Origin of the sequence: Paraburkholderia phenazinium, assembly GCF_900100735.1 — a bacterium.
GTDB lineage: Bacteria > Pseudomonadota > Gammaproteobacteria > Burkholderiales > Burkholderiaceae > Paraburkholderia > Paraburkholderia phenazinia.
This window is the reverse complement of the sequence record NZ_FNCJ01000002.1, coordinates 319,367-345,816: the sequence shown is the minus strand read 5'-3', so window position 1 is coordinate 345,816 and position 26,450 is coordinate 319,367. Positions and strand designations below refer to the sequence as shown.

Genomic DNA, 26,450 nt, shown 5'->3' with positions numbered 1-26,450 from the left:
GGCGATGCCGCGCACCGCTACAGCCCGCTCAGCTGATAGCCACCGAAATTCTGAATGGTCGGAATGCTGATATTCAGATGCTGACTCGCGTCGGTGGTCGTCACGATCGGCCCGACCTGGACGCCGATGGTGGGGCTGGCAAAGCCGCCGCCGCCGAATACGTTGCCGGAATTTCCGCCGACGCCGGCGATTGCGCTGCCGCCGCGAATCGCGGACATGCCCTTGCGGTCGAGTTGTTCGCTAACGGGCAGATCTTTGATCATAAGGGTTGCTTGCATGACTGGCTCCTGGAGATGAGCGGACGGGGGCCACCCTCCGCGAAGGGTGGCGCCGGTACCTGTTACAGCAATACGCCTTGCGCGCCGCCAAAGTTCTGGACCGTGGGGATGCTCAGGTTGAGATGCGAGCTCGCGTCGGTCGTGTTGACGGTCGGCCCGACCTGCAGGCCCGTCGTCGGGCTGGCAAAGCCACCGCCGCCAACGACGTTCTGTGAATTGCCGCCAACCACCGAGATGGCGCTCCCGCCGCGGACAGCGGACATCGCCTTGCTGTCGAGTTCTTCGGTGATGGACAGATCCTTGATCATGAGGGTCGAGTGCATGATTAACTCCTGGAAGAGAAGATTGATGTGGCCACCCCATCGTGGGGCGGCACGCACATTGTTTAGACGACGAGCTGGTTGCCGCCGAAGTTCTGGATCGTGGGGATGCTCAGGTTGAGATGCGAGCTGGCATCGACCGTGTTGACGGTCGGCCCGACCTGCAGACCCGTCGTCGGGCTGGCAAAGCCACCGCCGCCGACAACGTTCTGGGCGTTGCCGCCAACGACGGAGATAGCGCTGCCGCCACGCACGGCTGACATCGCCTTGCTGTCGAGTTCTTCGGCGATCGGCAGATCCTTGATCATCAGAGTCGATTTCATGGTTAATACTCCTAAAGTGTTATGCGGGTTACGTGAGGTGAGCATCGGGTGTCGCGCTCACACCAGCTAACGCATAGGGTGTGCCAGGCGAGAGGATGAAGTGCGCAAAGGGGCCTTGGAGCCTTGCTGCAGAAGGGAAAGAGCGTGTTGCGGCGGCCCCGGGATGGGTGGCCGGCGTTGAGTGGGATGTTGTGTGTGGCCAGACAGGCGGGCGGCGATAGTTCGCCGATAACAGACACCAGCGGCAAGTAGCGGGCGCAACGCTGGGCGAAGGTTGCGGCGCGCTGGAACGCTCGCACCCTGTCGGAAGCCGGCGAGTGGCTATCCAGCCTCAGAACAGGCGCACGCCGCTTCGCTAGACTGGCGCGCCCTCACCCGCCGGGCTTGGGCCACCCGCCCCAGCGCCGCCACCCGTGCCACCGCCGTCATGACCACCCCCATCATCTGGTGTGCCGCCGCCATGCTCGCCGTCTTCACCGTCGCGATGGTGAATTTTGTGCGAGACCTCGTCGAGCTTGTCGCCGAGCAGTCGCCGTACGACCACATAGAACACCGGAATCAGCAGCAGACCGAGGAACGTGGCGAACAGCATGCCGCCGATCACGCCGGTGCCGATTTCGTGGCGCGAAGCGGCGCCTGCCCCCGATGAGACAACGAGCGGGAACACACCCAGAATAAAGGCCATCGAGGTCATCAGGATCGGCCGCAATCTCAGCCGGGCCGCTGTCAGGACGGCATCGCGCAGCGTCATGCCACGTTGCTGACCCTCCACCGCGAACTCGACGATCAGGATCGCGTTTTTCGCCGCGAGACCGATCACGGTCACGAGGCCGATCTTGAAGTATATGTCGTTCGGCACGCCGAACGAGAGACAGAACACCAGCATGCCAAGCATGCCGAGCGGCACGACCAGCAGCACTGCAGCCGGAATCGACCAGCTTTCATACAGTGCGGCGAGACACAGGAACACCACCAGGATCGACAGCATCAGCAGCGTCACCGCCGACGAGCCTGACAGCAGTTCCTGGAACGACTGCCCGGTCCAGTCCGCCGCGAAACCTAACGGCAACTGGTGGTCCACGATGTTCTGCAACACATCGATCGCCTGACCGGTCGAATAGCCCGCAGCCGAGTTACCGACGATCTCGATTGCCGAGTAGCCGTTGTAGCGCGGCAGCACCGTCGGCCCGAAGGTCCATCTGGTATTCACCACGCTAGAGAGCGGCACCATGTTGTAAGGGCTGATCGATGTATTCGCGGGCGACGGGTCGACAGGCGTCGCGAAGCCGTTCGATGCGGTCGCGCTATTCGCCGACAACTGGCTCGCGGTCGTGCTCGTGCTGCTGCCGGTTGTGAACAGGCTCGGCGTATACAGGTGCTGGAGCGCGTCGAGCCCCATCCGGTACGGTGCGTCCGCCTGGATATAGACACGCTTCACGCGCCCGCCGTAAGTGAACTGGTTGACGTAGAACGGCGCGAGCTCCATCTCGAGCGTGTCGTAGACATCGGTCAGCGACAGGCCCATCGCTTCGGCCTGGGTCCGGTCCACTGCAACGTCCAGTTGCGGCGCGCTCGGCAGCGAGTTCGGGCGGATCCCGAATAGCACCGGGCTCTTCGATGCGTTCCCAAGCAACGTGCCCGTGGCCTGGGCCAGTTCCGCGCGCGACTGGCCGGCACGCGCCTGCAGATACATATCGATGCCGCCGAACTGGCTGAGGCCGCGGATGGTCGGCAGATTCACCGCGAAGATCTGCGCATCGGGAATGCTATGAAGAATCTGGTTGATCCGCGGAATCAGCGTCATCGCAGTGTCATGGCGCTTGTCCCAGTCTGCCAGCTTGATGAACGACATGCCGACGTTTTCGCTCGTACCGACAAAGCTGAAGCCTTCTGGTTGGAAAATACCTACGATCTCCTTGCCGATCGGACTGTTCGCGAGCTTGTCGCGCACCTCGGCCATCACGTGATCGGTACGCTGCAGGGTCGAGCCGGGCGGCAGATTGATGAGTGCGAGCACGAAGCCCTGGTCCTCGTCGGGCACGAAGCTGGTCGGCAGTTTCGTATACAGAAAGCCGGTTAGCACGACGACGAGCACAAACACCACCATCCAGCGTGGCGCATGGTGCACAGCACGGCCGGCATGGCCGAGATACTTTTTCGACGTCCAGTCGAACGTGCGGTTGAACCAGCGGTAGATCGCGCTCTTCTTGTCCTCGTGCTCGGGCCTCAGAATCGCCGCGCACAGCGAGGGCGTGAACGACAGCGCGAGGAACGCGGAGAATCCCATCGACACCGCGATCGTCAGCGCGAACTGGGCGTAGATGATGCCGGTCGCGCCCGGCTGCAGCGCGGACGGGATAAACACGGCGGAGAGCACCACCGTGATCGCAACGATGGCGCCGGTGATCTGCCCCATTGCCTTGCGTGTCGCCGCGCGTGGCTCCAGATGCTCCTCGCTCATGATGCGTTCGACGTTCTCGATCACGACGATCGCGTCGTCAACCACAATGCCGATCGCCAGCACCATGCCGAACAGCGTCAACTGGTTGAGCGTGTAGTGCAGCGCCGACAGGCCGATAAAGGTCCCGAGCAGCGCCACTGGAATCACGAGGGTCGGGATGATCGTAGCCCGCAGATTCTGCAGGAAGATCAGCATGACGAAAAACACCAGCACGATCGCCTCGATGAGCGTGCGGATCACGTCGACGATCGACGCGGTGATAAACGGTGTGGTGTCGTATGGCACGCTCCACGTGACGCCTTCCGGCAAATCGCGCGCCAGCGTCGCCATCTCGGCTTTCACCGCCTTCTCGACCGCGAGCGCATTCGCACCCGGCAGCAGGAAAACCGCCATGCCCCCAGCGGCTTTGCCGTTATAGACCGGCGCGAAGCCATACGTCTGCGAGCCGAACGAAATACGCGCCACGTCGGAGAGCTTGACCGTCGTGCCGTTGCTGTTCGCCACGATAATGATGTCCTGGAACTGCTTGAGCGACGAAAACAGGCTGTCGCCCGTCACGTTCGCCGTAAACACCTGCCCTTTCACGGCCGGATCCGCGCCCAGCGAGCCGGCGGCGAACTGCGCATTCTGCGAGCTCACGGCATTGAGCACCTGGGTTGTCGACAGCCCGTAGCTCTGCAGCTTGTCGGGGTCGAGCCAGATGCGCACCGCGTACTCCGAGCCGAGCAGCGTGGTATTGCCGACCCCGTTCACACGGCCGATGTTAGGCTGGATCTGCGAGGCAAGAATGTCGGACAGACGCCCGGCATCGATGGCGGGATTGTCTGACTGCAGCGCGACGAACAACAGGATGTCCGGGCTCGCCTTCGCCACCACCACCCCTTGTTGAGTGACCTGCGAAGGCAGCAGTGGCTCGGCGAGCGTGACCTTGTTCTGCACTTGCACCTGGGCAATGTCGGGGTTGGTGCCGGTCGCGAACGTCAGGACGATCTGTGTCTGGCCATTCGAGCTCGAGTTCGAACTGAAATACAGCAGATTGTCGATGCCGGTGAGCTGCTGCTCGATCACCTGAGTCACCGTCGATTCCATCGTCTGGGCGCTCGCGCCCGGATACTGCGCAGTAACGGTCACTTCGGGCGGGGCGATGTCCGGGTACGAATCGATCCCCATGCTGTGCACGGAGATAATGCCGAACAGCGAGATCAGGATCGCAATGACCCAGGCGAAGACGGGGCGGTTAATGAAGAAACTCGGCATGAGCGCTCTCCTACTGCGCCACGCCGGCCGAAGCCGATGACGCTGCAGAAGCCGGCGCAGCCCCGGAACCCGGCGTCGCCGCTGGAGCTGACGCGGTCGGCACCGCGGAAGCAGCCGCAGCCGCAGCCGCCCCCGACGCTGCCGCAGGCGGTTGCCACGCGACGGTCTTCACCGGCGTCCCCTCGCGCGCCATCTGTACCCCTGTCACGATGATCTGGTCACCATCTGCCAGCCCGTGCGTGACGACCCAGTTGTTGCCGAGGCTATTGGCCGCCTCGACGTCCTTGCGCCCCACCTTGCCGTCCGCGCCGACCACCAGCACGTATGCGCCGACCGTGTCGCGCTGCACGCCCTGCTGTGGAATCAGGAACACATTGTTCTGCTGGCCAAAATTGACGGTCAACGTCACAAACATGCCCGGCAACAGACGCCGCTGCGGGTTCGCGACGAGCGCACGCATATTGATCGAGCCGGTCGCCGCATTCACCGTCACGTCGGAGAAATCAAGCGTGCCCGTCGTGCCGTACGGCGTACGATTGGGCAGTCCGATCTGCACGGTGGTCTGGTTCTGCTTCTGCAGATCGACCGAGCCGCTGCTCTGGGCCTGTTGCAGCGTCGCCAGATCGGCCGAACTGATCGTGAAGTTCACGTACATCGGATCGATCTGCTGGACAGTTGTCAGCAGCGTGCCGCTGCCGCCCGTGTCAGACGTACTGGTGCCGACCACCGCGCCAGCAGTCACCTGTTGCTGTCCGGCTATACCGCCGATCGGCGCCGTCACGCGCGTGTAGTTGAGCGAGACCCGTGCGCTCTCGACGACCGCCTGGTCGGCCTTCACCTTGGCCGCCGCGCTGCGCTCAGCGGCATCGGAATTGTCGACCGTCTGCTGCGAGACCGAACCGACCGGCAGCAGCTTGCGGTTGCGCAAAGCGGTGACGTGATCATTGACATAGGTGGCCTGATCCTCGGCCAGCACCGCGAGGTCGCTATCGAGCTGCGCACGGTAAAAGACCGGATCGATTTCGAACAGCACTTGCCCCGCGCGAACCTGGGTGCCTTCCGTGTAGGTGCGCCGCAGAAGCACGCCAGACACACGCGCCGTTACATTTGCGCTGTAGTAAGGCGAAAGCCGGCCGACGAACTGACGCTCGAGCGGCACCGTCTGCGATTGCGCCTTCACCACGGCAACCTGCGGCGGTGGAGGCAGCGGCGCATGTTTCGAGCAGGCGGCGAGTACGATCAGACACAGATACGACAGCGACGCGCGCTGAGGACGTGACTTCATGAGAACTCCGTTCTTGCTTGAGGCCGGCACACGCAGGCTGCGCGGCATGCCCGAACTTATGGAACAGCGTGTCAGTCAGTCGGCAGACTGCGCCGATGCGGGTCGTACTGCAGTTGCCGAAGCGGGTGAAGAAGCGGCGGCCGGCACCGAAGCGACCTTGGCGTCATCACGCTGCCAGCCGCCGCCAAGGTTTTTGACGAGTAAGACGTTGCTCTCGGCGAGCAGCGCTTGCGTGTCGTGCAAGCTCTGCTGCGCCTGGACCAGCGTCAGCCGCTGCGTCAGCACGTTCTGCTGACTGCTTGCGCCGGCATCGAACTGCGCCCGTTGGCTCGCAAACAGCCGGCTGCTGCTGTCGAGCACCTTCGCGAACGCGGCTTCCTGGGCCCGCAGGTGATTCATCGACGAGAGACTGTCCTCCACGCTCTGGAACGCCGTCAGCACGGTATTGCGGTAGTTCGCGACGTCTTCGTCGTAGGTCGCGCGCGCCTTGTGTACCGCGGCCGTGCGTTCGCCGCCGTCGAAAAGGGTGCCGGCAAGATCGGGGCCGAGCGTCCAGAAGCGGCTCGGCACCGTGAACAGGTGCGCGAACGTGTTGTGGGCAAAACCGCCCTCGGCCGAGAGCGTAAGCGTCGGAAAGTACGCGGCCTCGGCGACACCAATGCTTGCATTGGCCGCTGCCGCCGTGCGCTCCGCGCTCACCACGTCGTAGCGACGCTCGAGCAGTTGGGAAGGCAGCGCGGGTGGCACGTCAGGTTGAAGGAAGCGATAGTCGGGATCGGGCGCGATGCTGAATGATTCGGGCGGCGTGCCGGTCAGAACGGCAATCGCGTGTTCATCCTGCTCGCGGGTCGTCTCGGTCGTCTGCAGGTCGGCGATTACCGTCTCGAGATTCTCCTGTGCGTTGAGCACGTCGTCGCCCGATGCTGCGCCTTCCTTGAGCCCGGTCTGCGTCATCACGAGAATGCGGCTATAGATGTCCTGCTGTTCCTTCAGCGCGCGAATGTCGTAATCGGCCTGGCGTAGCTGGAAGTAGTCGGTCGCGACACTGGCCGCGATCGAAATGCGCTCACCGGCAAGCTGCGCATCGGACGCCTGGGCGTTCGCTTTCGCTTCCTCGATCTCACGCCGTATTTGTCCCCACAGGTCCAGTTCCCAACTGACCGTCCCGGTAGCCGCCACAGCGTTGCCCGCCAAGGCAGATGAGCCGGTGCTCGCCGAGAGCCCCTGGACGTTGCCGCCGGAGCGCGCACCGGCGAGGCCCGCCGTGACGACCGGAAACAGGCCCGCCTGGTTGGATTCGACGGTCGCAAGCGCAACGCGGTAGGCGGCTTCGGCCGCCGCGATCGACTGGTTGGCCTTCAACGCCTGCGTGACGAGATCATTGAGCTTCTCGTCGCCATACATGCGCCACCAGGTGCTCGAGATCGCGGCCTGCGGATTCGCCTCGGCGCGCTGCCAGTCGACGCCTTCCCTGAAACCCTCTGGCACCTGGATCTCAGGCTTGCGATAGTCCGGGCCTACCATGCAGGCCGCGAGAGACGTGGCGAGCACGAACACCAGCCCGCTCTTCACCGCTCGCCGCGATCGGGAGCATGTTGCATTTTCGTAAGCAAACCCCAAGGTACGTGAATGACTCTTCAAGTGCATTCCCCTGTGTCCACTGGAACAAGCGCTTTAGCTGTCGACCGGACCAGCAACCCGACAACGAGATGACCCGTACTTTAGCGGGATTGAAAAAAGTCTGCTGATGACAGGACTGCTGGATTGGCAGGTCCCGAGCGGGAAGCATTCGATTCGCTGAGCACATTCTTTGGCAGAAACGCGGCATACGGTGCGCTCATGGTCACGCGCCCGGAGACGATCGGGTAGCGAGGATGGCGTGCGAACTCTCTTACGCAGATTCCTTCACGCTGTCAAAGTGCAGGCGGGCCGCTGTGACCGCAGCATGATTCTCGTCGGCCCACTGAATCAAGACGTTCAACGCCTCGAACATCGAACGGCCGAGTTCGGTCAGGCTGTATTCGACACCCGGTGGCTTCGTCGGGAAGACCTCGCGATTCACATAGCCGTCGCGTTGTAGCTCATGAAGTGTCTGCGTGAGCATCCGCTGCGAAATGTCCGGCACCAGGCGGCGAAGTTCACCGAATCGATAGGGGTGCTCGGCCAGCGCCAACATCAGCAACGAACTCCACCGCCCGCTGATGACATCGACGACGTCGCGCACCGGGCAATTCGTCAAAGGACCGAATTTGCTCCGGGCCTCGTCCAGCCTCGTCTTGAGAGCGCTAGCCGACACCTTGGTGGTTCCCATTTGGTAACTATCTCCTGAAAAACTGCCTTCTTTACGTAAGAGCGCAGACGCCTGATTATCGAGTCGCTCTCAAATTGAGAGTAACACTCAGAGTGAGGCTAGTCCATGAGCGACACCATTTTCGTCACCGGCGCATCCGGTCAACTCAGCCAGCTTGTTATCAAGCATCTGCTTGCGCGTGGCGTGACGCACAACCGCATCATCGCCGGCACGCGCAGCCCCGAAAAGCTTGCCGGCCTCGCGGCAGCAGGCATTGAGGTTCGCAAGGCGGACTTCGAAGACCCGGAGGGTCTGGCCGCAGCTTTCAAAGGGGTCGGTACAGCCCTGATCATCTCAACAGATGCACTGGATGGGGCAAACACGCGATTGAAGCAGCATCGCAATGCGGTCTCGTCAGCCGTCGCGGCAGGTGTCAAGCGTCTCGCCTATACATCGATGCCCAATCCGGACAGTTCGTTTCTGACCTTCGCAGCGGACCACCTGGAAACCGAGCGGACCATCAAGGCCACCGGTCTGCCGCACGTGATTTTCCGAAACGGCTGGTATCACGAGAATCTGCTCAGGTCGCTCCCCAATGCGCTGAAGAGCGGGCAATGGCATTCGGCGGCTGAAGATGGGAGAACGTCGTACGCCGGACGGGAGGACATCGCTGAAGCGATTGCCGCAGCGCTCGCTACGTCAAGCTCCGATAGCCGGACCTACACCCTGACAGGCTCTGAGGCGCTATCCAACGAAGAAATCGCCGACCTCGCTCGCCGGGCTACAGGCAAGCCTCTTGCCGTCGTCCATGTGACTGACGAGCAGCTCGCCACGGGGCTGAACGCGGCGGGTGTTCCTGACGTATTCATTTCTGCATTGGTGTCAATTGAGGCGGAGGTTCGGGCTGGCAATCTTTCCATCGTCACGGACCACCTCGAATCGCTCATCGCCCGCCCTGCGAAACGGCTTGCCGATTATCTGCAAGAGGCCAAAGCCACGTATACAGTTTGAGTGTCTTTTTGTGCTGTTCTTGTGACTGGTTCCGGGTCCCGGTGATTTGTCTGCGGATTGCCCAGTCTCGGATTTGAGGCTATCGCTATCGTTCGGATACCTATTGATGAAATTCTCCACAACATTACGCGGGGCTTGAACCGGTTCAGGCTGGATGCAAATGGGGACCAGCGGCGCTTCGGCCGCTGCACCGCCTAGCCGATGTATTGGTGCCGGATGGCGCGCGGGTAGAGTGTCTGGAGTTGAAGGTATATAGCGCGGCGCCGCTATTCAGCGGCGGCATAAAAAAGATGCCGGCTGCGATCGGCAAATCAGCGAAAAGAGGCCATAAAAAAGGCCTATTCGCGATGCAGACGCAAGCCTATGACCGATAGACTTTAGTCCTATACCCACGTGACGCAGCGTCACACGTCCGATCTCTGTCGGATCGATTTCTCAGCGAATTTCCGGTTAATTCAGCATGACACGGCTTGCACGGCACTACGTCCCAGAACAACCGCAGCACGTTATCTTGCAGGGGCTCACGGGGCCCGCATTCCTGGACGAAGGAGACTACCGGTACTTCCTCGCCTGCCTGGCAGACGCGGCGCGCGTCGCCGATCTGGCAGTTCACGCGTGGGTACTGATGCCCGACACGATACAGTTCCTCGTCACGCCCTCGTACGAGTCGAGCGTGGCCATGGCGATGCAAGGGATCGGTCGGCGTTACGTCGATACCTTCAACCGCCGCCATGGACGCCGCGGTACGATGTGGCGTGGCGAGTACCGGGCAACAGTGATCGAGCCCGACCGGTATTTCCTGCTCGCGAGCCAGGTCATCGATCATGCGCCGGTGCGCAACCGCCTTGTAGCCGACCCGGGAAGCTACCAGTGGTCGAGCTACACGCACCACATCGGGCTGCGTGCCGATAGCTTTATCAAGGACCATCCACTCTACCGTGCGCTCGGCGATACGCCGGTCGAGCGCTACCAGGCTTACCGCGATCTGGGCGCACAGCTTCTTGACGAACGCGACGTCAATAGTCTTATGCAGTCGACGCTCGAGGGTTGGGTGCTTGGCAGCCCCGCGTATTGCGAGTGGGCGGCGCAGACAGCCAACCGGCGTTTGATGCCCGTGCTGCTGCGCGACCGGCCGGCCAAGGTTCGCTCGACACTCGCCCCCGCACGCGTGGGCTATTGACATCCTCCCCGCCCTAAAGGAGACGGGGATTCCTGCGGTGCCAGGTCACGGTGGCCTGAGTCACTTCGGCGGGTTCCTGCTTCACAGAGCGGCCCGACTGCACCGGCTCTCCACAGAGCTAACTTCTGTGCTGTTGCGCCATGCGGTGAGGTGAACCGATGGAATTGCCAGCCCTCAGAAACGCGTCTGGACGCCAATGCGGCCGATGAACTGCGACGCGCTGCTCGATGCCACCATCACGTCGTTGATCTGCGCCGCCGCACCCTGGTTCGTGCGCTGATAAAGGGCCGCCACGTAGACGCCGGTGCGCTTCGACAGCTGGTAGTTCACCATCGCGGTGAGCTGGTGCGCGTGGTTGTCGTCGACCACCTCGTTGCCCTTCATGTACATATACGCGCCGCTCAGCGACCACTCCGGCGCGATCTGCCACACGCCGCCCAGTTCGGCCTGCCAGACCTGGCCGCCGTTCAGCTCGTTACGCACTGCCGTATAGAGCGCGGTGGCAGTGACGGAGCCGATTCGGTAGTGCGCGCCGACACCCCAGTTGCGCACGCTGTCCTGCGCACCCGAGACCGCCGTCTTCACCTGCGTATAAGCGGCGTTCGCGCCGAATGCATCGTGCGTGTAGTTGATCCCCGCGCTCACGCCGCTGTTCGAACCGAACGAACCTGCGACGCCGCCGAAGCTATACATCGCACCTGCGGAGAAACCGCCATAGCTTATGCTCTGATACTTCACCGAGTTGTTAACGCCGACGCCTGCCATGCGATCCCAGTCGAATGCGCCGGTGGGATTGTCCGGCAACGCGAGCTTCGCGAACGGCCCGTTACGAAAGTCATAGATGCCCTGCGTATAGATCGCCGCGTCGTCCAGCCCGAAGAACAGCGAATCGGTCATGAAGTCGTACTGGTTGCCGAAGGTGAGCCGGCCGTAGCGCTCGTCGTCGAGACCGACAAATGCCTCGCGGCTGAACAGGCTGCCGCCCGGCATGAACGAGCCCGTGCCCATCTCGAACTGGTTTGTCAGCACGAAGATGGCATGCGTGCCGCCGCCCAGATCTTCCTTGCCGGTGAACTTCAGCAGGTTCGGCACGGCAACGCCGTCATCGAACTTCAGCACATGGCCGCCACCTTCGTTGCTGACATAGGACACGCCGGCATCGAGCAAACCGCTCAGCGTAACGTTGCTTTGCGCGTACGCATGGCACGCGAACAGTAGCGTGGCCGCCGCGCAAAGGGCTCTGGCTTTCATTGACTGTCTCCTGAATCGAATTGTTATGATTCGCGACGAGATCGCCGCGCATTGTGTGAATGTTTGGATAGCGAGGGATACGCGGTGGCGCGTCAGGCGATGTCCTTCGACACGCCGAGCGCGGCGCCCGGAGCCACGTCGTTGCGTCTGCGTGGCGCCGTTTCGACGAGGAACAGCGACACCACGGCGCCCACGACAAGGCCGCCGAGCGCGAAGGTCAGCGTGGACGACAGGCCGAAATGCTGTGCGATGAATCCGGCGATCGCCGGTGCGAGTCCACCGCCGAAGATTTCACCCGCACCCGACACGAAGCCCACCGATGAAGCGACGAGTCCTATTGGCGCCGCTTCTGTCGCGATCGGGCCACTCAGGAGACCAAGCAGGCCAAGCGCGAACACCGAGACGCCGAACAGCAGGATGAAGAGCGTTTGCGGATTGGCGCCGGTCTGTGCGAACAGATATAGCAGCACCGCCGCGCACACGAACGCGATGATTGCCGCGTTGCGCCGACCGATGAAATCCGACACCCCCGCCACGCCAAACGAGCCCACGAAGCCACCGAAGCCGATCGCCGACACGACGAAGCCCATCTTCTGCGTGTCGAGATGCAGCACTTCGACGAGATAGGTCGGCACCATCGCGCTGACCACGAAGATGCCCGCCATCGCGCACAGGATCGCGAGTGTGGCCAGCCAGACATTGCGACGTTTGAACAGCGTGGTCCAGCGGGGTCGGTCCGAACTGAGCTGCGCAGGCATCAGTTCGTTGCGCGGCTGGTCCTTCAACGTGCGCGCGATGAGAATCGCGACAATCAATCCCGGCACCGCGGAAATCGTGAATACCCAGTGCCAGGACGGCACAACCCGCAGCAGTTGCGTCGCGAGGATCGGCGCGAAGCCAAGACCCAGCAGCGAGAACATGCTGAGCTGCAGTCCCAGATTGAAGCCGCGCCGCGACGGCAGCGACGCCTCGCCGGTAGCCGCGACACTGGCCGGCGTGAACGCCCCTTCCGCAATGCCCATCACTGCGCGGATCAGCATCAGGCTAGCGAAGCCGCTTGCAAGACCCGACAGGCTCGAGAGCAATGAAAACGCGACCATCGTCGCGACCAGAATGCGCTTGCGACCGATGCGATCGGACACGGGCCCCATCGCGATCGCCCAGACGCCCCACGCGACACTCAGAATCCCAATGAGGCTACCCAGTTGCTGGAAGTTCAGATTGAGATCGCGCATCATGTGCGGAAACAGCGGCGCGACGATCCAGCGGTCCAGTCCGACCAGGCCGAAACCGAGGCCGAGCAAAACGAGTGTCTTTATTTCGTATACCGAATCATGTTTCTGACCCGTTTTCACATGTTCAGGTGAAGCAGAATGCATGAGGGTGTCTCCTGTCCAGGTTCTCGGAATTTGTTTATGTTTTATATTTGTTATAGATGATAAGTTGTTTATCAAAAAACGCAAGAATCCCGGGTTAGGGGAAAACGCTGAATTCGAGGTAGTCGCATGCTATGATCCATCGAGCCCGTTTTGCCATGTCCACACCCATGTTCCACGCCTATGTCGACCAAACCCACCGCCGATAACATCAACGACGATCTCGTCGGTCAGGTCGACCAGTCGGAACTGCTGGATCTTCTCGGTTACAACGTGCGGCGCGCATATCTGGTGATCCAGGCGCACTTCGACATGCAGATGGAAAAGCTCGAGGTGCGTCAGGCCGATTTCGCGGTGCTCTCCACCCTGCGGCGCAATCCGGGCATCAATCAGAAGTCTCTTGCCGAGGCGCTTGCCATCGCGCCGCCCAACCTCGCCACGTTGCTCGACCGCCTCGAATCTGCCGGGCTGCTGGCGCGTCAACGCAGCACCGGCGACAAACGCATCCAGCTCGTCTCGCTCACGCCGCAAGGCACGAAGCTCCACACTCAGGCAGTGAAGGCCGCGCGCAAGGCCGACGAAGCGGCCGTGCACCGGCTGTCGAGCGATGAGCGGGATCAGTTGAGACTGCTGCTGTCGAAAATTTTCCAGGACTAGCGCGTGCCGGCGGGGAACGACACCGCGTTCCCCGCCGGCACGTCGCGTTCAGGTAGCGATCGGGTCTGCTGCAACCAGCATCAACGCATCGAGCGCCAGCACGCCCTGCCCACGCGGATAGACGACCACCGGATTCAGGTCGATCTCGCGAATATCCGCTGTCGTTTGCAGCAGGGCCCCCAGATGCACGACCACCTCCGCGAGCGCTTCGACATCCAGCGCGGGCGCACCGCGATAACCATGCAGCAGCGGCGCACTCTTCAGCTTGCCGATCTCGCGCACCACCGCCTCTCTGGTCAGATCGTGCGGCAACAGGCGAATGTCGCGCGTCACCTCGGCAGCGACGCCACCGAAACCGATCAGAATCACCGGCCCCCACTGCGGATCGTGGCGCGCCCCGACGATCATCTCCAGCCCACGCTCCCCCATCCGTTCGATCAACACGCCATCGAGCGCGACTCCGGGAGCGCGTTGCCGCACGTTGTCGTGAAGCTGCGCCCACGCCAGTCTGAGCGCATCGTCCCCGCTCGTGCCGAGGATCACGCCGCCTACGTCGCTCTTGTGGCTCAACGCGGCCGCCTGCACCTTGAGCGCGACCGGGTAGCCGAGCCGCCGCGCGATCGTCAGCGCGGTGTCGAGATCGGTGGCAAGCTCGCCGCGTGCGAACGGCACACCTAGCGGCGCAAGCAGTTGCTTGGCCCGGTATTCAGGCACGACGCCGTTGGGCAGCGCCATGCCGGGCGTGATGGGCTCGAAGACGGCCTGCGCGAAGTCGCGGGTTCCGAGTTCCGACAGACGGGCGACCGCGCGCAGCGCGCGCTCCGTGCTCGGGAAGTACGGAATGCCCACCTCGCGCATCTGCGCGATGTAGTCGGCCGGCACGAGCGCGCCTTCGTCCAGGCCGGCACAGATCACCAGTTTCTGCGGCCGCAGTTCGCGCACCGCGCGCAACACCGGCGGCATCTTGATAGCGCACGTCACCGGGTCGGTCTGGATGAGACCGATCACGATCGCCGAGAAGCGGTCGTCGTCGAATAGCGCAGACAGCGTACGGTAGTAAAGCTCAGGATCGACCAGCCCCTGCGCGGTCAGGTCGAGCGGATTGGCCACCGCCACGAACGCCGGCATCACGGAGCGAAGCGCGGGTGCATTGTCATCGTGAAGCGCGGGCAGCTCGAGATCGAGCTCCTCGCAGAGATCCAGACACAGCGCCTTGAATGCCCCAGACTCGCCAACGATCGCGGTGCCGCGCGCGGGCAGCTGCGCGCAGCGCAGCCCGATCTCCGCGATGTCGCCGAGTTCTTCCAGCGTGTGGGCGAGCACGATGCCCGCGCGTTCGACCTTCGTGCGCATCAACGCATGGTCGCCGGCCATGGCGCCGGTGTGCGTGGCCGCCGATTCGCGCGCGGCGGCGCTCCTGCCCGGATGCAGTAACACCAGCAGCTTGCCCGCCTCGCGTGCCCGACGCGCCGCTGCGAGCAGCCGGCCCGGTTGACGGAACTGCTCGGCGATCAGCGCGATGACGCGCGTGCCGGGATCATCGAGCAGGAATGCCAGATAATCTTCCAGGTGGCTAGCCGCCTCGTTTCCCGTCGACACTGCGTACGACAGCGGCAAATTGCGGCTTGCCAGCGTCGTGTTGAGCACTGCCATCATCGCGCCGCTCTGCGACAGAATACCAATCGCCGGATGCTCGCGGTTGCGCTGCGCCTGCGCGTCGCTCACTGTCGTTTCGATGAACGTCAGCGGCACGCGATCGAGATAGTTGATGCAGCCAAGGCAGTTGGGCCCTTCGACGAGCATGCCCGCTTGCGCAGCGATGCGCGCAATCTCGCGCTGCTGCGCGATGCCTTGCTGCCCTGCTTCGGCGAAACCCGCCGAAAAGATCACGACCGCCCCGACCTTGCGTGCCGCAAGCGCGCGCACGGCATCGAGCACTGCGGGTTGCGGAATTGCCAGCACGGCGACATCAATGCCATCGGGCAACTGGTCAATCGAATTCACGCACGGCCGGCCGTCGATTTCGTCGCGCTTCGGATTGACGAGGTAGATGCGGCCCCGGTAGTCGTTGCGCTCGAGATTGGCCAGCACCGAAGCGCCGAGCGCGCCGGGCGTCGGCGAAGCACCGACGATGGCGATCGACTCGGGCCGCAGCAGACGTCCCACAGCCTGCGCGCTCACTGCGGAGCGCACGTCGGATTGACTCGGGTTCATGTCGGCGGGCTCCCGGGCTCAGGTACGCTGGCGTGTCAGATCGTACGTGCCAAGACCGGGCTTATAGGTCTTGTCGTCGAGGAATTGTCGCAGACCTTCCTTGCGGCCGTCGTCGTCGTAGCTGTTGGCCGCTTCCTGGGCACGCACGAGAAAGTCTTCCGCGTTGTCGTAGGTCATCTCGCGCACCCGGCGGACCGCGTCCTTGGTAGCCTTCAGCGCAACCGGATTCTTTTTCAGCAGCGCCTGCGCCACCTCGACGACGCGCGCACGCAATTGCGCGGCAGGCACGGCCTCGTTGACGAGCCCCCACTCCTCGGCCTTGCGACCATCGATACGCTCGCCGAGCATCGCGTGATACATCGCGCGACGAAACGACAGCAGTTCCGCAGCGACCTTCGACGCACCACCGCCCGGCAAGATGCCCCAGTTGATCTCCGACAGGCCGAAGTGCGCGTCCTCGGCGCAGAACGCGAGATCACAGGCGAACAGCGGGCCATAGCCGCCGCCGAAACACCAGCCGTTGATCATCGCGATGGTGGGCTTCTGGTACCAGCGCAAACGCCGCCACCAGCCGTAGCTCTCACGCTGCGCCTTGCGCGTGCCTGCGAGACCATCGGCCTCCGTATCACGGAAGTATTCCTGAAGATCCATGCCGGCCGTCCACGCGGGCCCTTCTCCAGTGAGCACCAGCACACCCGCGTCTGGATGGAATTCCAGCTCGTCGAGCACTTCCATCATGCGACGGTTCAGCGCCGGGCTCATCGCGTTGCGCTTTTCCGGACGATTGAATTTTACCCACGCGATGCCGTTCTCGATGCTGAAAACGACGGTCTGTTCTTCTGCCTGACTGCTCATTGCCGACACCTTGTTCGAAGAGAAATGATAGATCGGGGCGCCGGACTGCAATACCCTACAGACGCCCCGCTGCTGCCTAGAATGGATACTGCGGCACGGCGTCCTTCACCGTGACCCACTGCCAGTGGGTGTACTGCTCCCAGTCCGCGGGACCGCCCACGCTGGTGCCGTTGCCCGAGGCGCCCGTGCCGCCAAACGGGTTGATCACCTCGTCGGCCACGGTCTGGTCGTTGATATGCAGAAGGCCCGTGTGCAGACGCTCGCCCAGTGCCATCGCGCGTCCGACGGATGCCGAGATCACGCCGGCGGACAGGCCGTATTCGGTGTGGTTGGCGAGCTCCACGGCTTCATCGTCGGTATCGAACGGAATCACGCTGGCGACGGGCCCGAAGATTTCCTCATCGAATGCGCGCATGCCCGGCTTTACGTTGGACAGCACCGTGGGCGCGTAGAACAGTCCCTCGTGCGTCGCACCCGCCTCGACTACCGCGCCGGCCGCCACCGATGCGCCGACGATGTCGACCACATTCTGCAACTGCCGCTGGTCGATGATGGGCCCGAGCGCCACCTGTGCGACGGCTGGGTCGCCCACCGGCAGGTGACGCGCCTTGTCGGCGAGACGCCGCGTGAGTTCTGCAGCGATGCCGCGCTGCACCAGCACGCGGCCGGTCGCCATGCAGATCTGTCCCTGGTGGAACCACGCGCCGAATGCGATCGCGGAGACCGCGCGGTCGAGGTCGGCATCGTCGAGGACGATCAGAGAATTCTTGCCGCCCAGTTCCAGCGAGACCTTCTTCAGATGCCGGCCCGCCAGTTCGCCGATTTTGCGGCCGGCGGCCGTCGAACCGGTAAACGCGAGCATCGGCACGCCGGGTGCCTCGACCAGCGCCTGCCCGACGTCCGCGCCACCGGGCAGCACATGCAGCAGGCCCTTCGGCAGGCCTGCGGCCGCCAGCACTTCGGCAATCACGAAGCCGCCGGCATACGGCGTGCGCGGATCAGGCTTGATCACCACCGCGTTGCCGACAGCCAGCGCGGGCGCCACCGAGCGCAGAGACAGCACCAGTGGGAAGTTGAACGGCGAAATCACGCCGATCACGCCCAGCGGCAACTGGCGCGCGATGCTGAGCCTGCCAGGGACGCTCGGCAGCACGCGGCCGGTGGCTTCCAGCGGCATGGCCGCGGCACGCTGCAGCAGCACGATCGCTTCACGCACCTCATGCTCGCCCTTAGGGAGGATGGCGCCGGTCTCACGCGCAATCAGCGCTGCTGCAGCCTGAGCGTGCTCCTGAAGCAGCGCTGCCGCGCGATGAAACACGGCAGCACGTTCGCGCGGTGGCGTGGCGGCCCACGCGCACTGTGCCGCACGCGCCGCGCGCACCGCAGCCGTGACGTCCTCCTGCGTGGCCTTGCCGACCTGATGCAGCGGCCGACCGGAAGCCGGCTCGATGACGTCCAGCGTGCCCGGCACGCGGACCCAGTCGCCGTTGAAGATCGCGCCGCGCCATGTATCGGCGTTGGCAAGCGAGAGGCCTGACGGATTGCTCATGACGAATGTCTCCAGTTGATGTTGAACCTGCTCTGTTCAGATAGCCGTGGCGGCCAGGCCGCCGTCGACGGGCAGATTGACGCCGTTGATCCAGCGCGCGGCGTCGGAGGCCAGAAACACGATAGCTTCGGCGACTTCGTCAGCGTACGCGGGGCGTTTCATTCTGGCGGCATCGGCCTCCACGCGCTCGGGGCCGAGCATCGTGACGAAATCGCCCAGAATCGGCGTAAAGACGGGTCCCGGCGAGACGCTGTTGACGCGCACCGAATGCTTCGCGAACCAGTCCTGCGAACGGCGCGCGCTCCACACGATCAGCGCTTCCTTGAAATACTGGTAGCAGGTGGCCTGGGGCACGGGATGCGCGGCGAGCCAGCGCGAGCCGGCATCGAAGCCGTCCGTCCCGGCCAGCTCCCGATGCAGGGCCAGCCGTTGCGGCCATTCGGCGCCGAGGATCGACGCGACGTTGATCACGTTGCCGCCCGGCGCGAGACGCGGCAGCAGCGCCTCGCACAGATGGCGCAGCCCCAGATAGTTCACGCGCGCGACGACGTCGACCGGCGCGGTGCCCGGCACTCCGGCGATATTCGCCAATGCGTCGATGCGAGCGGGCAGGCGTTCGACCAGCGCGTCGATCTCGCCCGGGTCGCCCAGGTCCGCCTGGTGGAACGCATCGAGGGTCATGTTGACTGGCTGACGGTCCACGCCGATCACGCGGGCGCCATGAAACCGCGCGAGGCGGGCGGTTTCCGCGCCGATGCCGGACGCAACGCCAGTGACGATCAGGGTCTTGCCATGCAGATTCATTGAGCTTGTCTCCTTGGTTCCGGTCGAGTGCCGTTTGATTGTTTTATACCATAATAGTTACATCGTATAACTATTTTTTCAAGCAAAATTTCAGCATGCGAGACTTGGCGCGGAAACGGCTAGAGATCGAGCACGAGGACGGGCGAGCGTGAGCGCGAGCAGCACGGCAGGAAGTACTCGCCGGCGGCCTTCTTATCGTCGGTCAGGTAGCTGTCCCGGTGATCGCGCTCGCCTGCCAGCACGCGCGTCACGCAGGTGCCACACACACTCCGGAGAAGCCGGATCACGGCATCGTGGCGACCGGGAAGAGCAAGCTGACGTTTCCGGTGCTCAGCGATTTCGGCAAACGGATTGGACCTGTCAATCCATCATCTCGTCTCGCGTATCGCCTGTGATGAGCCGCGTGCTGCGCCGGTAGGTGAGATACGCCCAGAGCCAATCGAGAATGACGATGGCCCGGTTCCGTCCGCCGACCAGAAAGGCGATATGAATTGCGCCCCAAAACCACCACGCGGGCTCCCCCCATACGCGAAGCTTGCCGATCTCGGCAACGGCCGCCTGACGCCCGATCGTGGCAAGACTGCCAAAATGCCGGTAGCGAAACGGCGGCGGCGGGCGCCGCCCCGTCAGACTGGCCGCGATCACACCAGCCACATACCGGCCCTGCTGTTTGGCCGCCGGCGCGAGACCAGGAACAACTGCGCCGCGCCATCCCAGACAGGATGCGGTATCGCCGATCGCATAGATCCGTTGCAGAGCCGGCACGGACAGATCAGCGGCGACAGCAAGCCGTCCCGACGGATCAGTGGTCTGATTCAACCATTGAGCAGCGGGCGATGCTGCAACGCCCGCTGCCCATAGAACGGTACGGGCGGCGATGCGCTGCCCGCCAATGTCGACACCCTCGCTGTCCACTCCCAGCACCCGGGTGTCGACCCGAACCTCGACCCCGAGTGCTTGCAGTGCGCGTTCTGCGGCGCTGGATAGCGTAGTGGTGAAAGTGGGCAGGATCCGCGGACCCGACTGCAACAGGATCACGCGAGCAACGGCCGGATCGATCATGCGGTATTCCTCGGCCATCCCGTGCCGGGCCAGTTCGGCAATGGCCCCAGCCAGTTCGATGCCGGTGGGACCGCCGCCGACGATCACGAAAGTCAGCCAAGCGGCACGCTCGGTCTCGCTCGCCGCGCTTTCGGCTTCCTCGAACGCCCGCAAGAGGCGGCTGCGCACGGCGGTCGCATCTTCGATGCTCTTGAGTCCTGGTGCAAAAGGCGCCCAGCTGTCCTTGCCAAAATAGCTGTGGCGGGCGCCCGTCGCCAGCACCAGATAGTCGAATTTCACGCGTACCACGCCGACCTGTACCTCGCGCGCAGCCGCATCTACCCCCGTCACCTGCCCTAGCCTGACCTGAACGTTGCGCTGACGCCGGAACAGGCTGCGGATCGGCGTGGCGATCTCGGCGGGCGACAGCGCGGCCGTAGCCACCTGGTAAAGTAGCGGCTGAAATAGATGATGGTTGCGCTGGTCGATCAATGTGACGCGACAGCGCGCATCGCGCAACCCTTGCGCGGCCGCGACGCCACCAAAACCGCCCCCGACCACAACGACATGTGGCAGGTCCTCCGGGGCGGAATCGTCTTCCTGCGACTCACTCCCCGTCCATCGGTCAAGCAGCCAATCGAGGGAGAATACGCCACCGCCCGCGACCACAAGCACAAAAAGCAGAAGCAGGACTGCCAGCCGGTCGTCGGTCGACATGGCGATACCAGCCACTGGCACCATCACCGCGATGAACAGCGCGGCAAACCGCGTCGCACAGCCAAGCGTCAGTGCCAACGCGAGCGCCGCCGCACACCAGGCTGGATGGACAAGAGATGTCGCCGCGGCGCCCAACATCGCTTTCTGCAACCACGAACCAGCTGATAATACGAAGTTAACGAGTGAAGCGGCAAGCCCAGCACGTATGACAAACTGAAGAAGCGGGCCCAGATAGCGTTCGAGCCAGACATAAAGCCCACGCGTGAGCCTGATTGGGCGAAACGGGATCCATGACAAACCGCGCCCCAGAAGATTGTCCAGCGACATGGCCCCCGCCCCGCTTACGATGAGCCACGAAAGGAGCGCCAGTTTGGCTCCCTGTGCGCCCACCGCCAGCGCACCGTGACTGTCTGCGATTGTCTCGATGAGCAGCACCAGTGCAACGGGACGAGTCAGCAGCCCCATGGTAAGCAGCAACGGCACCACACTGTGCAGCGCTGCATCGAGCCCGGATGGGACGCGCAGGCCGCCGGATAGCAGACCACCATGAGGGCTTTCTGCCATCGTCATGATCTGGTGCACGAAGACGACCTGCCCAAACCAGATCCGGGCAAGCAACAGCAACCAGGGCATGCACAGCACGCGCAGCGCCAGGCCGAAACCGCAGGCACGTTTAAGGGTCTTTCGTAACATAGCGATAGAAAGTCCAGATATCCATGAACGGCCCGGCGCTCCGAGACCATATCGTCCACATCCGGCTGATAGTTCGTCCCCGGCACGCAGAAGGTTACGGTCGCTGAAAAATTTCTCTTTGGCGCTCAGATGCCAGCCCGCAGGAGAAATCGAGTGCGCAAAATCGCCCTGTTCGCTTAGCAATACACAATAATAATGCCGAACTCAGATCGTAAGATCTGTCCCGAACACAGGCGCCACTCATGCAGCTGGTTAGTCCCTGACGACCGGAACAGCCTCATCGCGTCGACCCAGTTGTGCCTGGCTGGCGCGGGGGCGGGATGACTGGCGTTTAGTGTCGAATTTGCACCGCCGCTAACACGGCTGTTGCCTGCTGCACATCCATGCCTTCCTCAACTAATCAAACGGCAGATGTCATCGCCCCACAGGTCGAAAGCAAAAAAAAGCGATTTCCCTGTAACCAGACATCTACAGCCCACGAATTAGATCACGTATCCATCACGGGTACCTTCTATCCCAACCACTGGAGAAATTCAATGTCCACAAAGATCACGGTCAGTTCCACCCTGCTCGCCGGCGTTGTCGCGAGCCTGCTTGCATCAGTCGCCCACGCAGCGCCGCTCACGCAGGCCGAAGCCAGCGCCGCCGTCGCCGCACACAAGGAGAAGTGCTACGGCGTTGCCCTGAAGGGGCAAAACGACTGCGCCGCCGGTCCCGGCACCACGTGTCAGGGCACTTCCGCGATGGATTTCCAGGGTAACTCGTGGAAGTTCGTTCAGGGTGGCACCTGCACGAGTATCGAAGTGCCGGGTGGCGGCCACGGCTCGCTCACCCCGTTGAAGTCCTGATTCGGCGAACGACATGAGGAACGGGGCGGCCATGGGCAATTCCAAACGATGACAACGGCAGTTGGCCAAACAGACCGCCCCGTGTTGTGGCCACAGTTACGGCTACGTTTCAGGCAGCCCCGTCCTTCGATCTCCAGGCCAACCTGGCAGGGATGATCTCAGCCAGCGTGTTTACCGCCGTCCAACATGGAGATTAATAGAGATGTCGAACCAACAGAACGTAAAACTGCCGCTTCCGGACGTAGTCATATCCGCGATTGGCACGGCGAGGCGGCTGATCCAGCAGCTCGCGCAACCTTGGCTCGTTCAACTCGTGCTGCGGCTTGCTCTGGCTGTGCCGTTCTGGAAATCGGGTATTCTCAAATGGAACGGCTTCCTTCAACTGAACGATACGGCGATCGACCTGTTCACGGACGAGTTCAAGTTGCATCTCCCAGGCGGTCCGTATCCGTTTCCCGCCCCAGCTGTTTTTGCGTTTCTGTCGGGCTGCGGCGAGGTGACATTCCCGGTGCTGCTCGTGCTTGGCTTCGGAACCCGGTTCGCCGCAGCCGGCCTGATATTTATGACGTGCATCGTCGAGCTGACCGTACCGGACGGCTGGCCCATCCATCTGACCTGGTTGGCGATGGCACTGGGAATTGCAGCCTGGGGGCCTGGCCTGATATCGATTGACTATCTGCTTGGCGACAGGTCGCCCAGGTCGTGATCGGGTGCTTTCATGGCGATACACGACTGCGTGAGAGGGCGATGGAATCACGGCAACGATGCCACGATCGTTCAGCGGTTCCGCTCGCTCTACTCACGCATGTGTGTGTTCGCGTAGCTCACCCGGGATGAATCCGCGCTCAAGACCGCCTTCGTTCAACCATGCACGCGTCTTCGCGGCTGCACGCTCAATCAGGCGGTCGCACTGCGTGTAGTCGTAAGGCGATACATCGAGCGGACACAATGGTGGCACGACAAAGATCTCTGCGCGGGATGAGTAGGATTCCAGATCGCGCACAAGCTGACGCGCAATGAGAAGTGTCAGCGCGTGCATGGCCTGCGCGATTGCGTTACCGGGCGGCTTGTGCAGCGCGCAGGAAAACCCGGCCGGAAGCACAATGACGCGTGTCGCACCGAGTGAGATGGCCACGGAGATCGGCGTATTGTTGGCCACGCCGCCATCGACCAGATCCACCCCGTCAATGCGCACCGGCGGGAACACACACGGAATCGCAGCGCTCGCGCTCGCGCTTCGTCGGCATCGGCATCGTTTTCATCGGATCTGCAGTTTCATTTTTTCACGACTTAACATTAGGATAACTATATACAGTACCCGATTTATTCCGACCTTAACCTGACTTGTGCATACCGCGGGACATGCCTCACGTCAGGATCTCCCGTGCCCGTATTACTACCGCGAACGGATTGAACCTCGGCGATCTGTTTGCCTTGCTATTCCCTGCCCTCCGTTTAGTGCCGGGTGAAATTCGGTGTGCCGCCAGGCCCATAGGGATCGGGATTACCGAAACGCGGGATGGTACCGTTCATGCGAGCGTGAGCCAGTTCCTCACGCACCTGCTCGCGAGTCTTCGGACCTTGATTCGATCCTGCCGCCATTGAGTTTGCGTCAGCGGGCTGTACAGATTGAGCGCTCGCCAGCGCCGGCATGCCGAGAGTTGCCACGGCTATGATCATCGCCAACTTGTTCACTTTCATCATTACTCTCCCAAAGGGGTATTGATCGACCTGCCCAGATGCCAACCAATCCTGGCGCTCCAGGTAGTCCGGAGTTCCCGGCGTCGATCGCTCAAGCACAGGCTTATGCCTGCGCTTCATAAGGTATTTCGCCTATTTACCCGGCTTGGTTACAGAACGGACAAAAAATAAGGTTGGGTTTCAGTTACGCAGCGTCAGGCCGTCAGCACGCACCTCTGCGCAGCGCTGGCTGAATACAGTTTGACCTAACTCACCAGTTCAGCAGCCGGGGCCCCAGCGCCACGCCAGCAAGCGTGGGAATCAGCATGCCGAGGAGATACCAGACGGCCCAGAATGGCACACCCATCTCCGGGCAGTGGAAACAGTAAGCAATCGCGGCAGTCGCTCCCGCCAGAAGGCCGCCTGCGGCGCCGGCCAGCCTGAGACGCGTGGGTGCCAGACCTCGCATCGCCCAGAACACCGTGATGAACACTGGCACTGAAAGCAACGCGATATTACGAGGACATACGCGCCACGTATTGCCCATTACCAGGGGCAAGCGCGCATCGGGAGGGGTCAACCACAACAGGACGAGCGTCGCAATCCACACGGCGAGCACAGGCGCAGCAAGCGCGGCCCACGCGCGGCCTACCTCCATTCCTGGCCGGGACAGTCGCGCCGTCGCCAGCAACGCAGCGAGTGTGAGGCACAGAGGCAGAGCCAGCTTGATCCAGAACAGCGGCGTCTTCATCGCCGCGCCGATATCGGGGCGAATGCCATAAACGATTGCCATGAGCACCGTGGAACCGACACCGCCGCATAACATCGCCCAGCTGAATCGCTTTGCCGACACGTTCTGATCGATAGCGGGCACCCCCGCGGCCAGCAGTGAAACAAGATCCTCTGTCTTCATGATGCGCCTTGAAACTTTAGTGCCAATGCTTTCAAACCGCGGTGCACGCCAACCTTGACCGCCGATTCCGACAGGCCGGTGAGCTTTGCGGTTTCAGTCACCGACAGCCCTTCCAGCTTGACGTGCAGAATCGGCAGGCGCTGGCGATCGGGCAACTGTTCGAGCAGCTTGCTTAGATCACGCCGGGCCTCCGCCGGTTCGACATCGCAGGTGGCGAATATCTCGAGCTCGTCGTCCAGCGGCATGTGCAAGGCTTCCCGGCGCGATCGTGCGCGAAAAAAGTCCGCCAGTTTGTAGCGGGCGATCGCATGCACCCAGGCCGTCAACGGCTGGTCTGGACGGTAGGTATGGCGTCCATTATGCACTGCCAGCAAAATCTCCTGGACCAGGTCCTCGATATCGTCTTGCAGATAGAAGAGACGCTTTCTCAGGAAGCCGCGCAGATGCCCGGTCAGGTCGCTGAGAAATGCTTGATAAGCCGCCGCGTTCCCCTCCAGACCACGCACGAATAGACCCTTCAGTCGCTCTTCGACGGGACGCGCCGGTCCATCTTCGGTAGTTCGGTTCATTGCGGGTTCTGGTTACAGTTGGCGCGAAATAAACTGCGTGAGAAACATTTACACGGATAGCAGAGAAATGTTTCCCCCCTGGAGGCGCGGTGCAAAAATCTCATGCCCGGCCTCCGGCGGCAAGTCTGTCAAGAACCGGAAGCAGCTCGGCGGGGTCGGGACGTTTCGTGCAGTCCGGACTCACCTCGGCGTAAGCGATGATGCCGTCCTTGCCGATTACGAACCTCGCCGGCATCGGCAGCGTCCACGAGGGGTCGTCGTTGAATGACGACAGGTCGGTCCCGAATGTGGTCAGGTACAGCTCGACAAGATAGTCCGGCAACGCGACGCGCAGTCCATAGGCTGCCGAAAGTTCACCACGTGGGTCTCCGAGTATCGGGAAACTGAGGCGGTTCTCACGGATCGTCCTGCGGCTATTGACCCCGTTCTGCGGCGAAATTGCCATCAGGCTCGCTCCACGGGCGACGATATCGGGCAGTGCCGCCTGCAGCGCCTGAAGCTCCAGATTGCAGTACGGGCTCCACACGCCGCGATAGAACGTCAGTACCAGCGGGCCATCGGCAATCAGCTTGCGCGAACCGATCGGCCGGTGGTCTGGGTCCTTCAGGACAAAGCACGGCGCGACGTCGCTGACCTTTTTTGCGCGCTCAGCAAGGCCAGATCCGATCAGTTCGGCGGTCGCCCGGCGAAGCGTGTCGACGACCGAACGATGCACATTGTAGGGAGGTAGCCCGGACTCGAATGCCGCCTTGAAGGCATCGAGACGTTTCTGCAATGACATCATAGGGTTCTCCGGTTAGACGCGTGCCCACCGCTCGACCTTTAGTCGTGGCTCGCCGCCAAAGATGACACAAGATATAACCGGAATCATTCCGCCT

General features: G+C 62.6%; 23 protein-coding genes and 2 pseudogenes. 5 read left to right on the top strand and 20 right to left on the bottom strand.

Features of this window, described 5'->3' with window-relative positions; translation table 11 throughout:
* Positions 1 to 17: 17 nt before the first annotated feature.
* From BLQ92_RS05375 to BLQ92_RS05345, 7 genes are all read right to left on the bottom strand, one after another.
* Positions 18 to 278: a hypothetical protein gene (locus tag BLQ92_RS05375; protein ID WP_090682345.1), complete on the bottom strand. Its 261-nt coding sequence runs from the start codon at positions 276 to 278 to the stop codon at positions 18 to 20.
* A 62-nt stretch (positions 279 to 340) separates the two neighbouring features.
* A complete protein-coding gene (locus BLQ92_RS05370; protein ID WP_090682344.1) occupies positions 341 to 601 on the bottom strand; it encodes a hypothetical protein in 261 nt (86 codons plus the stop codon).
* A gap of 62 nt (positions 602 to 663) precedes the next feature.
* Entirely contained in the window at positions 664 to 921 is a 258-nt protein-coding gene (locus BLQ92_RS05365; RefSeq protein WP_090682342.1) for a hypothetical protein, read from the bottom strand.
* Between the two features lie 355 nt (positions 922 to 1,276).
* Positions 1,277 to 4,639, bottom strand: a complete 3,363-nt coding sequence (locus BLQ92_RS05360; RefSeq protein ID WP_090682340.1) for an efflux RND transporter permease subunit — start codon at positions 4,637 to 4,639, stop codon at positions 1,277 to 1,279.
* A 10-nt stretch (positions 4,640 to 4,649) separates the two neighbouring features.
* Positions 4,650 to 5,924 (bottom strand): efflux RND transporter periplasmic adaptor subunit, encoded by a 1,275-nt coding sequence (locus BLQ92_RS05355; protein ID WP_090682339.1) that lies wholly within the window; start codon positions 5,922 to 5,924, stop codon positions 4,650 to 4,652.
* 75 nt (positions 5,925 to 5,999) lie between these two features.
* Positions 6,000 to 7,496 carry an efflux transporter outer membrane subunit gene (locus BLQ92_RS05350; RefSeq protein ID WP_244106096.1) on the bottom strand — a complete coding sequence of 499 codons (1,497 nt, stop codon included), beginning with the start codon at positions 7,494 to 7,496 and terminating at the stop codon, positions 6,000 to 6,002.
* 319 nt (positions 7,497 to 7,815) lie between these two features.
* A complete protein-coding gene (locus BLQ92_RS05345) occupies positions 7,816 to 8,235 on the bottom strand; it encodes a winged helix-turn-helix transcriptional regulator (RefSeq protein WP_090682335.1) in 420 nt (139 codons plus the stop codon).
* Positions 8,236 to 8,340: 105 nt separating this feature from the next.
* Between BLQ92_RS05345 and BLQ92_RS05340 the strand changes: the two genes are divergently transcribed.
* Complete coding sequence (locus tag BLQ92_RS05340; RefSeq protein WP_090682334.1) at positions 8,341 to 9,225, top strand: SDR family oxidoreductase; 885 nt, start codon at positions 8,341 to 8,343, stop codon at positions 9,223 to 9,225.
* 460 nt (positions 9,226 to 9,685) lie between these two features.
* A complete protein-coding gene (locus BLQ92_RS05335) occupies positions 9,686 to 10,405 on the top strand; it encodes a transposase (RefSeq protein WP_090682332.1) in 720 nt (239 codons plus the stop codon).
* A 174-nt stretch (positions 10,406 to 10,579) separates the two neighbouring features.
* On the opposite strand, the gene BLQ92_RS05330 is transcribed toward BLQ92_RS05335, so the two are convergent.
* Together BLQ92_RS05330 and BLQ92_RS05325 are read right to left on the bottom strand one after the other, a co-directional pair.
* Entirely contained in the window at positions 10,580 to 11,656 is a 1,077-nt protein-coding gene (locus BLQ92_RS05330) for a porin (protein WP_090682331.1), read from the bottom strand.
* Between the two features lie 92 nt (positions 11,657 to 11,748).
* Complete coding sequence (locus BLQ92_RS05325) at positions 11,749 to 13,035, bottom strand: MFS transporter (RefSeq protein ID WP_090682329.1); 1,287 nt, start codon at positions 13,033 to 13,035, stop codon at positions 11,749 to 11,751.
* Positions 13,036 to 13,215: 180 nt separating this feature from the next.
* On the opposite strand from BLQ92_RS05325, the gene BLQ92_RS05320 reads away from it, so the two are divergent.
* The gene (locus tag BLQ92_RS05320) at positions 13,216 to 13,689 is read left to right on the top strand and encodes a MarR family winged helix-turn-helix transcriptional regulator (protein WP_074266757.1); all 474 of its coding nucleotides are present in this window, start codon (positions 13,216 to 13,218) and stop codon (positions 13,687 to 13,689) included.
* Positions 13,690 to 13,737: 48 nt separating this feature from the next.
* Here BLQ92_RS05320 and BLQ92_RS05315 read toward each other — a convergent pair whose 3' ends face one another.
* The 6 genes and pseudogenes from BLQ92_RS05315 to BLQ92_RS05290 form a co-directional block, all read right to left on the bottom strand.
* Positions 13,738 to 15,903, bottom strand: a complete 2,166-nt coding sequence (locus BLQ92_RS05315; RefSeq protein WP_090682328.1) for an acetate--CoA ligase family protein — start codon at positions 15,901 to 15,903, stop codon at positions 13,738 to 13,740.
* A gap of 18 nt (positions 15,904 to 15,921) precedes the next feature.
* Positions 15,922 to 16,758, bottom strand: a complete 837-nt coding sequence (locus BLQ92_RS05310; protein WP_090682947.1) for a p-hydroxycinnamoyl CoA hydratase/lyase — start codon at positions 16,756 to 16,758, stop codon at positions 15,922 to 15,924.
* 76 nt (positions 16,759 to 16,834) lie between these two features.
* On the bottom strand, positions 16,835 to 18,307 hold the full coding sequence (locus BLQ92_RS05305; RefSeq protein ID WP_090682327.1) for a benzaldehyde dehydrogenase: 1,473 nt from the start codon (positions 18,305 to 18,307) through the stop codon (positions 16,835 to 16,837).
* 36 nt (positions 18,308 to 18,343) lie between these two features.
* Entirely contained in the window at positions 18,344 to 19,111 is a 768-nt protein-coding gene (locus BLQ92_RS05300) for a coniferyl-alcohol dehydrogenase (RefSeq protein ID WP_090682325.1), read from the bottom strand.
* Positions 19,112 to 19,230: 119 nt separating this feature from the next.
* Positions 19,231 to 19,380 (bottom strand): annotated as a pseudogene (locus tag BLQ92_RS40555) (2Fe-2S iron-sulfur cluster-binding protein); the annotation flags it as partial.
* A gap of 91 nt (positions 19,381 to 19,471) precedes the next feature.
* Positions 19,472 to 21,562, bottom strand: coding sequence for an FAD-dependent oxidoreductase (locus BLQ92_RS05290; protein ID WP_090682322.1), 2,091 nt, complete (start codon positions 21,560 to 21,562; stop codon positions 19,472 to 19,474).
* 536 nt (positions 21,563 to 22,098) lie between these two features.
* Between BLQ92_RS05290 and BLQ92_RS05285 the strand changes: the two genes are divergently transcribed.
* Both BLQ92_RS05285 and BLQ92_RS05280 read left to right on the top strand, forming a co-directional pair.
* On the top strand, positions 22,099 to 22,410 hold the full coding sequence (locus tag BLQ92_RS05285) for a BufA1 family periplasmic bufferin-type metallophore (RefSeq protein ID WP_090682321.1): 312 nt from the start codon (positions 22,099 to 22,101) through the stop codon (positions 22,408 to 22,410).
* A 202-nt stretch (positions 22,411 to 22,612) separates the two neighbouring features.
* On the top strand, positions 22,613 to 23,116 hold the full coding sequence (locus BLQ92_RS05280; RefSeq protein ID WP_090682319.1) for a DoxX family protein: 504 nt from the start codon (positions 22,613 to 22,615) through the stop codon (positions 23,114 to 23,116).
* A gap of 93 nt (positions 23,117 to 23,209) precedes the next feature.
* On the opposite strand, the pseudogene BLQ92_RS05275 reads toward BLQ92_RS05280, so the two are convergent.
* The 5 genes and pseudogenes from BLQ92_RS05275 to BLQ92_RS05255 all read right to left on the bottom strand — a co-directional run.
* A pseudogene (locus BLQ92_RS05275) lies at positions 23,210 to 23,647 on the bottom strand (patatin-like phospholipase family protein); the annotation flags it as partial.
* A 218-nt stretch (positions 23,648 to 23,865) separates the two neighbouring features.
* Positions 23,866 to 24,114 carry a DUF4148 domain-containing protein gene (locus BLQ92_RS05270; RefSeq protein WP_176072116.1) on the bottom strand — a complete coding sequence of 83 codons (249 nt, stop codon included), beginning with the start codon at positions 24,112 to 24,114 and terminating at the stop codon, positions 23,866 to 23,868.
* 247 nt (positions 24,115 to 24,361) lie between these two features.
* Entirely contained in the window at positions 24,362 to 25,003 is a 642-nt protein-coding gene (locus tag BLQ92_RS05265; protein WP_090682316.1) for a DUF1109 domain-containing protein, read from the bottom strand.
* On the bottom strand, positions 25,000 to 25,572 hold the full coding sequence (locus BLQ92_RS05260; RefSeq protein WP_090682315.1) for a sigma-70 family RNA polymerase sigma factor: 573 nt from the start codon (positions 25,570 to 25,572) through the stop codon (positions 25,000 to 25,002). Before BLQ92_RS05260 ends, BLQ92_RS05265 begins: the two co-directional genes overlap by 4 nt.
* A gap of 100 nt (positions 25,573 to 25,672) precedes the next feature.
* Positions 25,673 to 26,353, bottom strand: a complete 681-nt coding sequence (locus BLQ92_RS05255; protein ID WP_090682946.1) for a peroxiredoxin-like family protein — start codon at positions 26,351 to 26,353, stop codon at positions 25,673 to 25,675.
* Positions 26,354 to 26,450 lie beyond the last annotated feature (97 nt).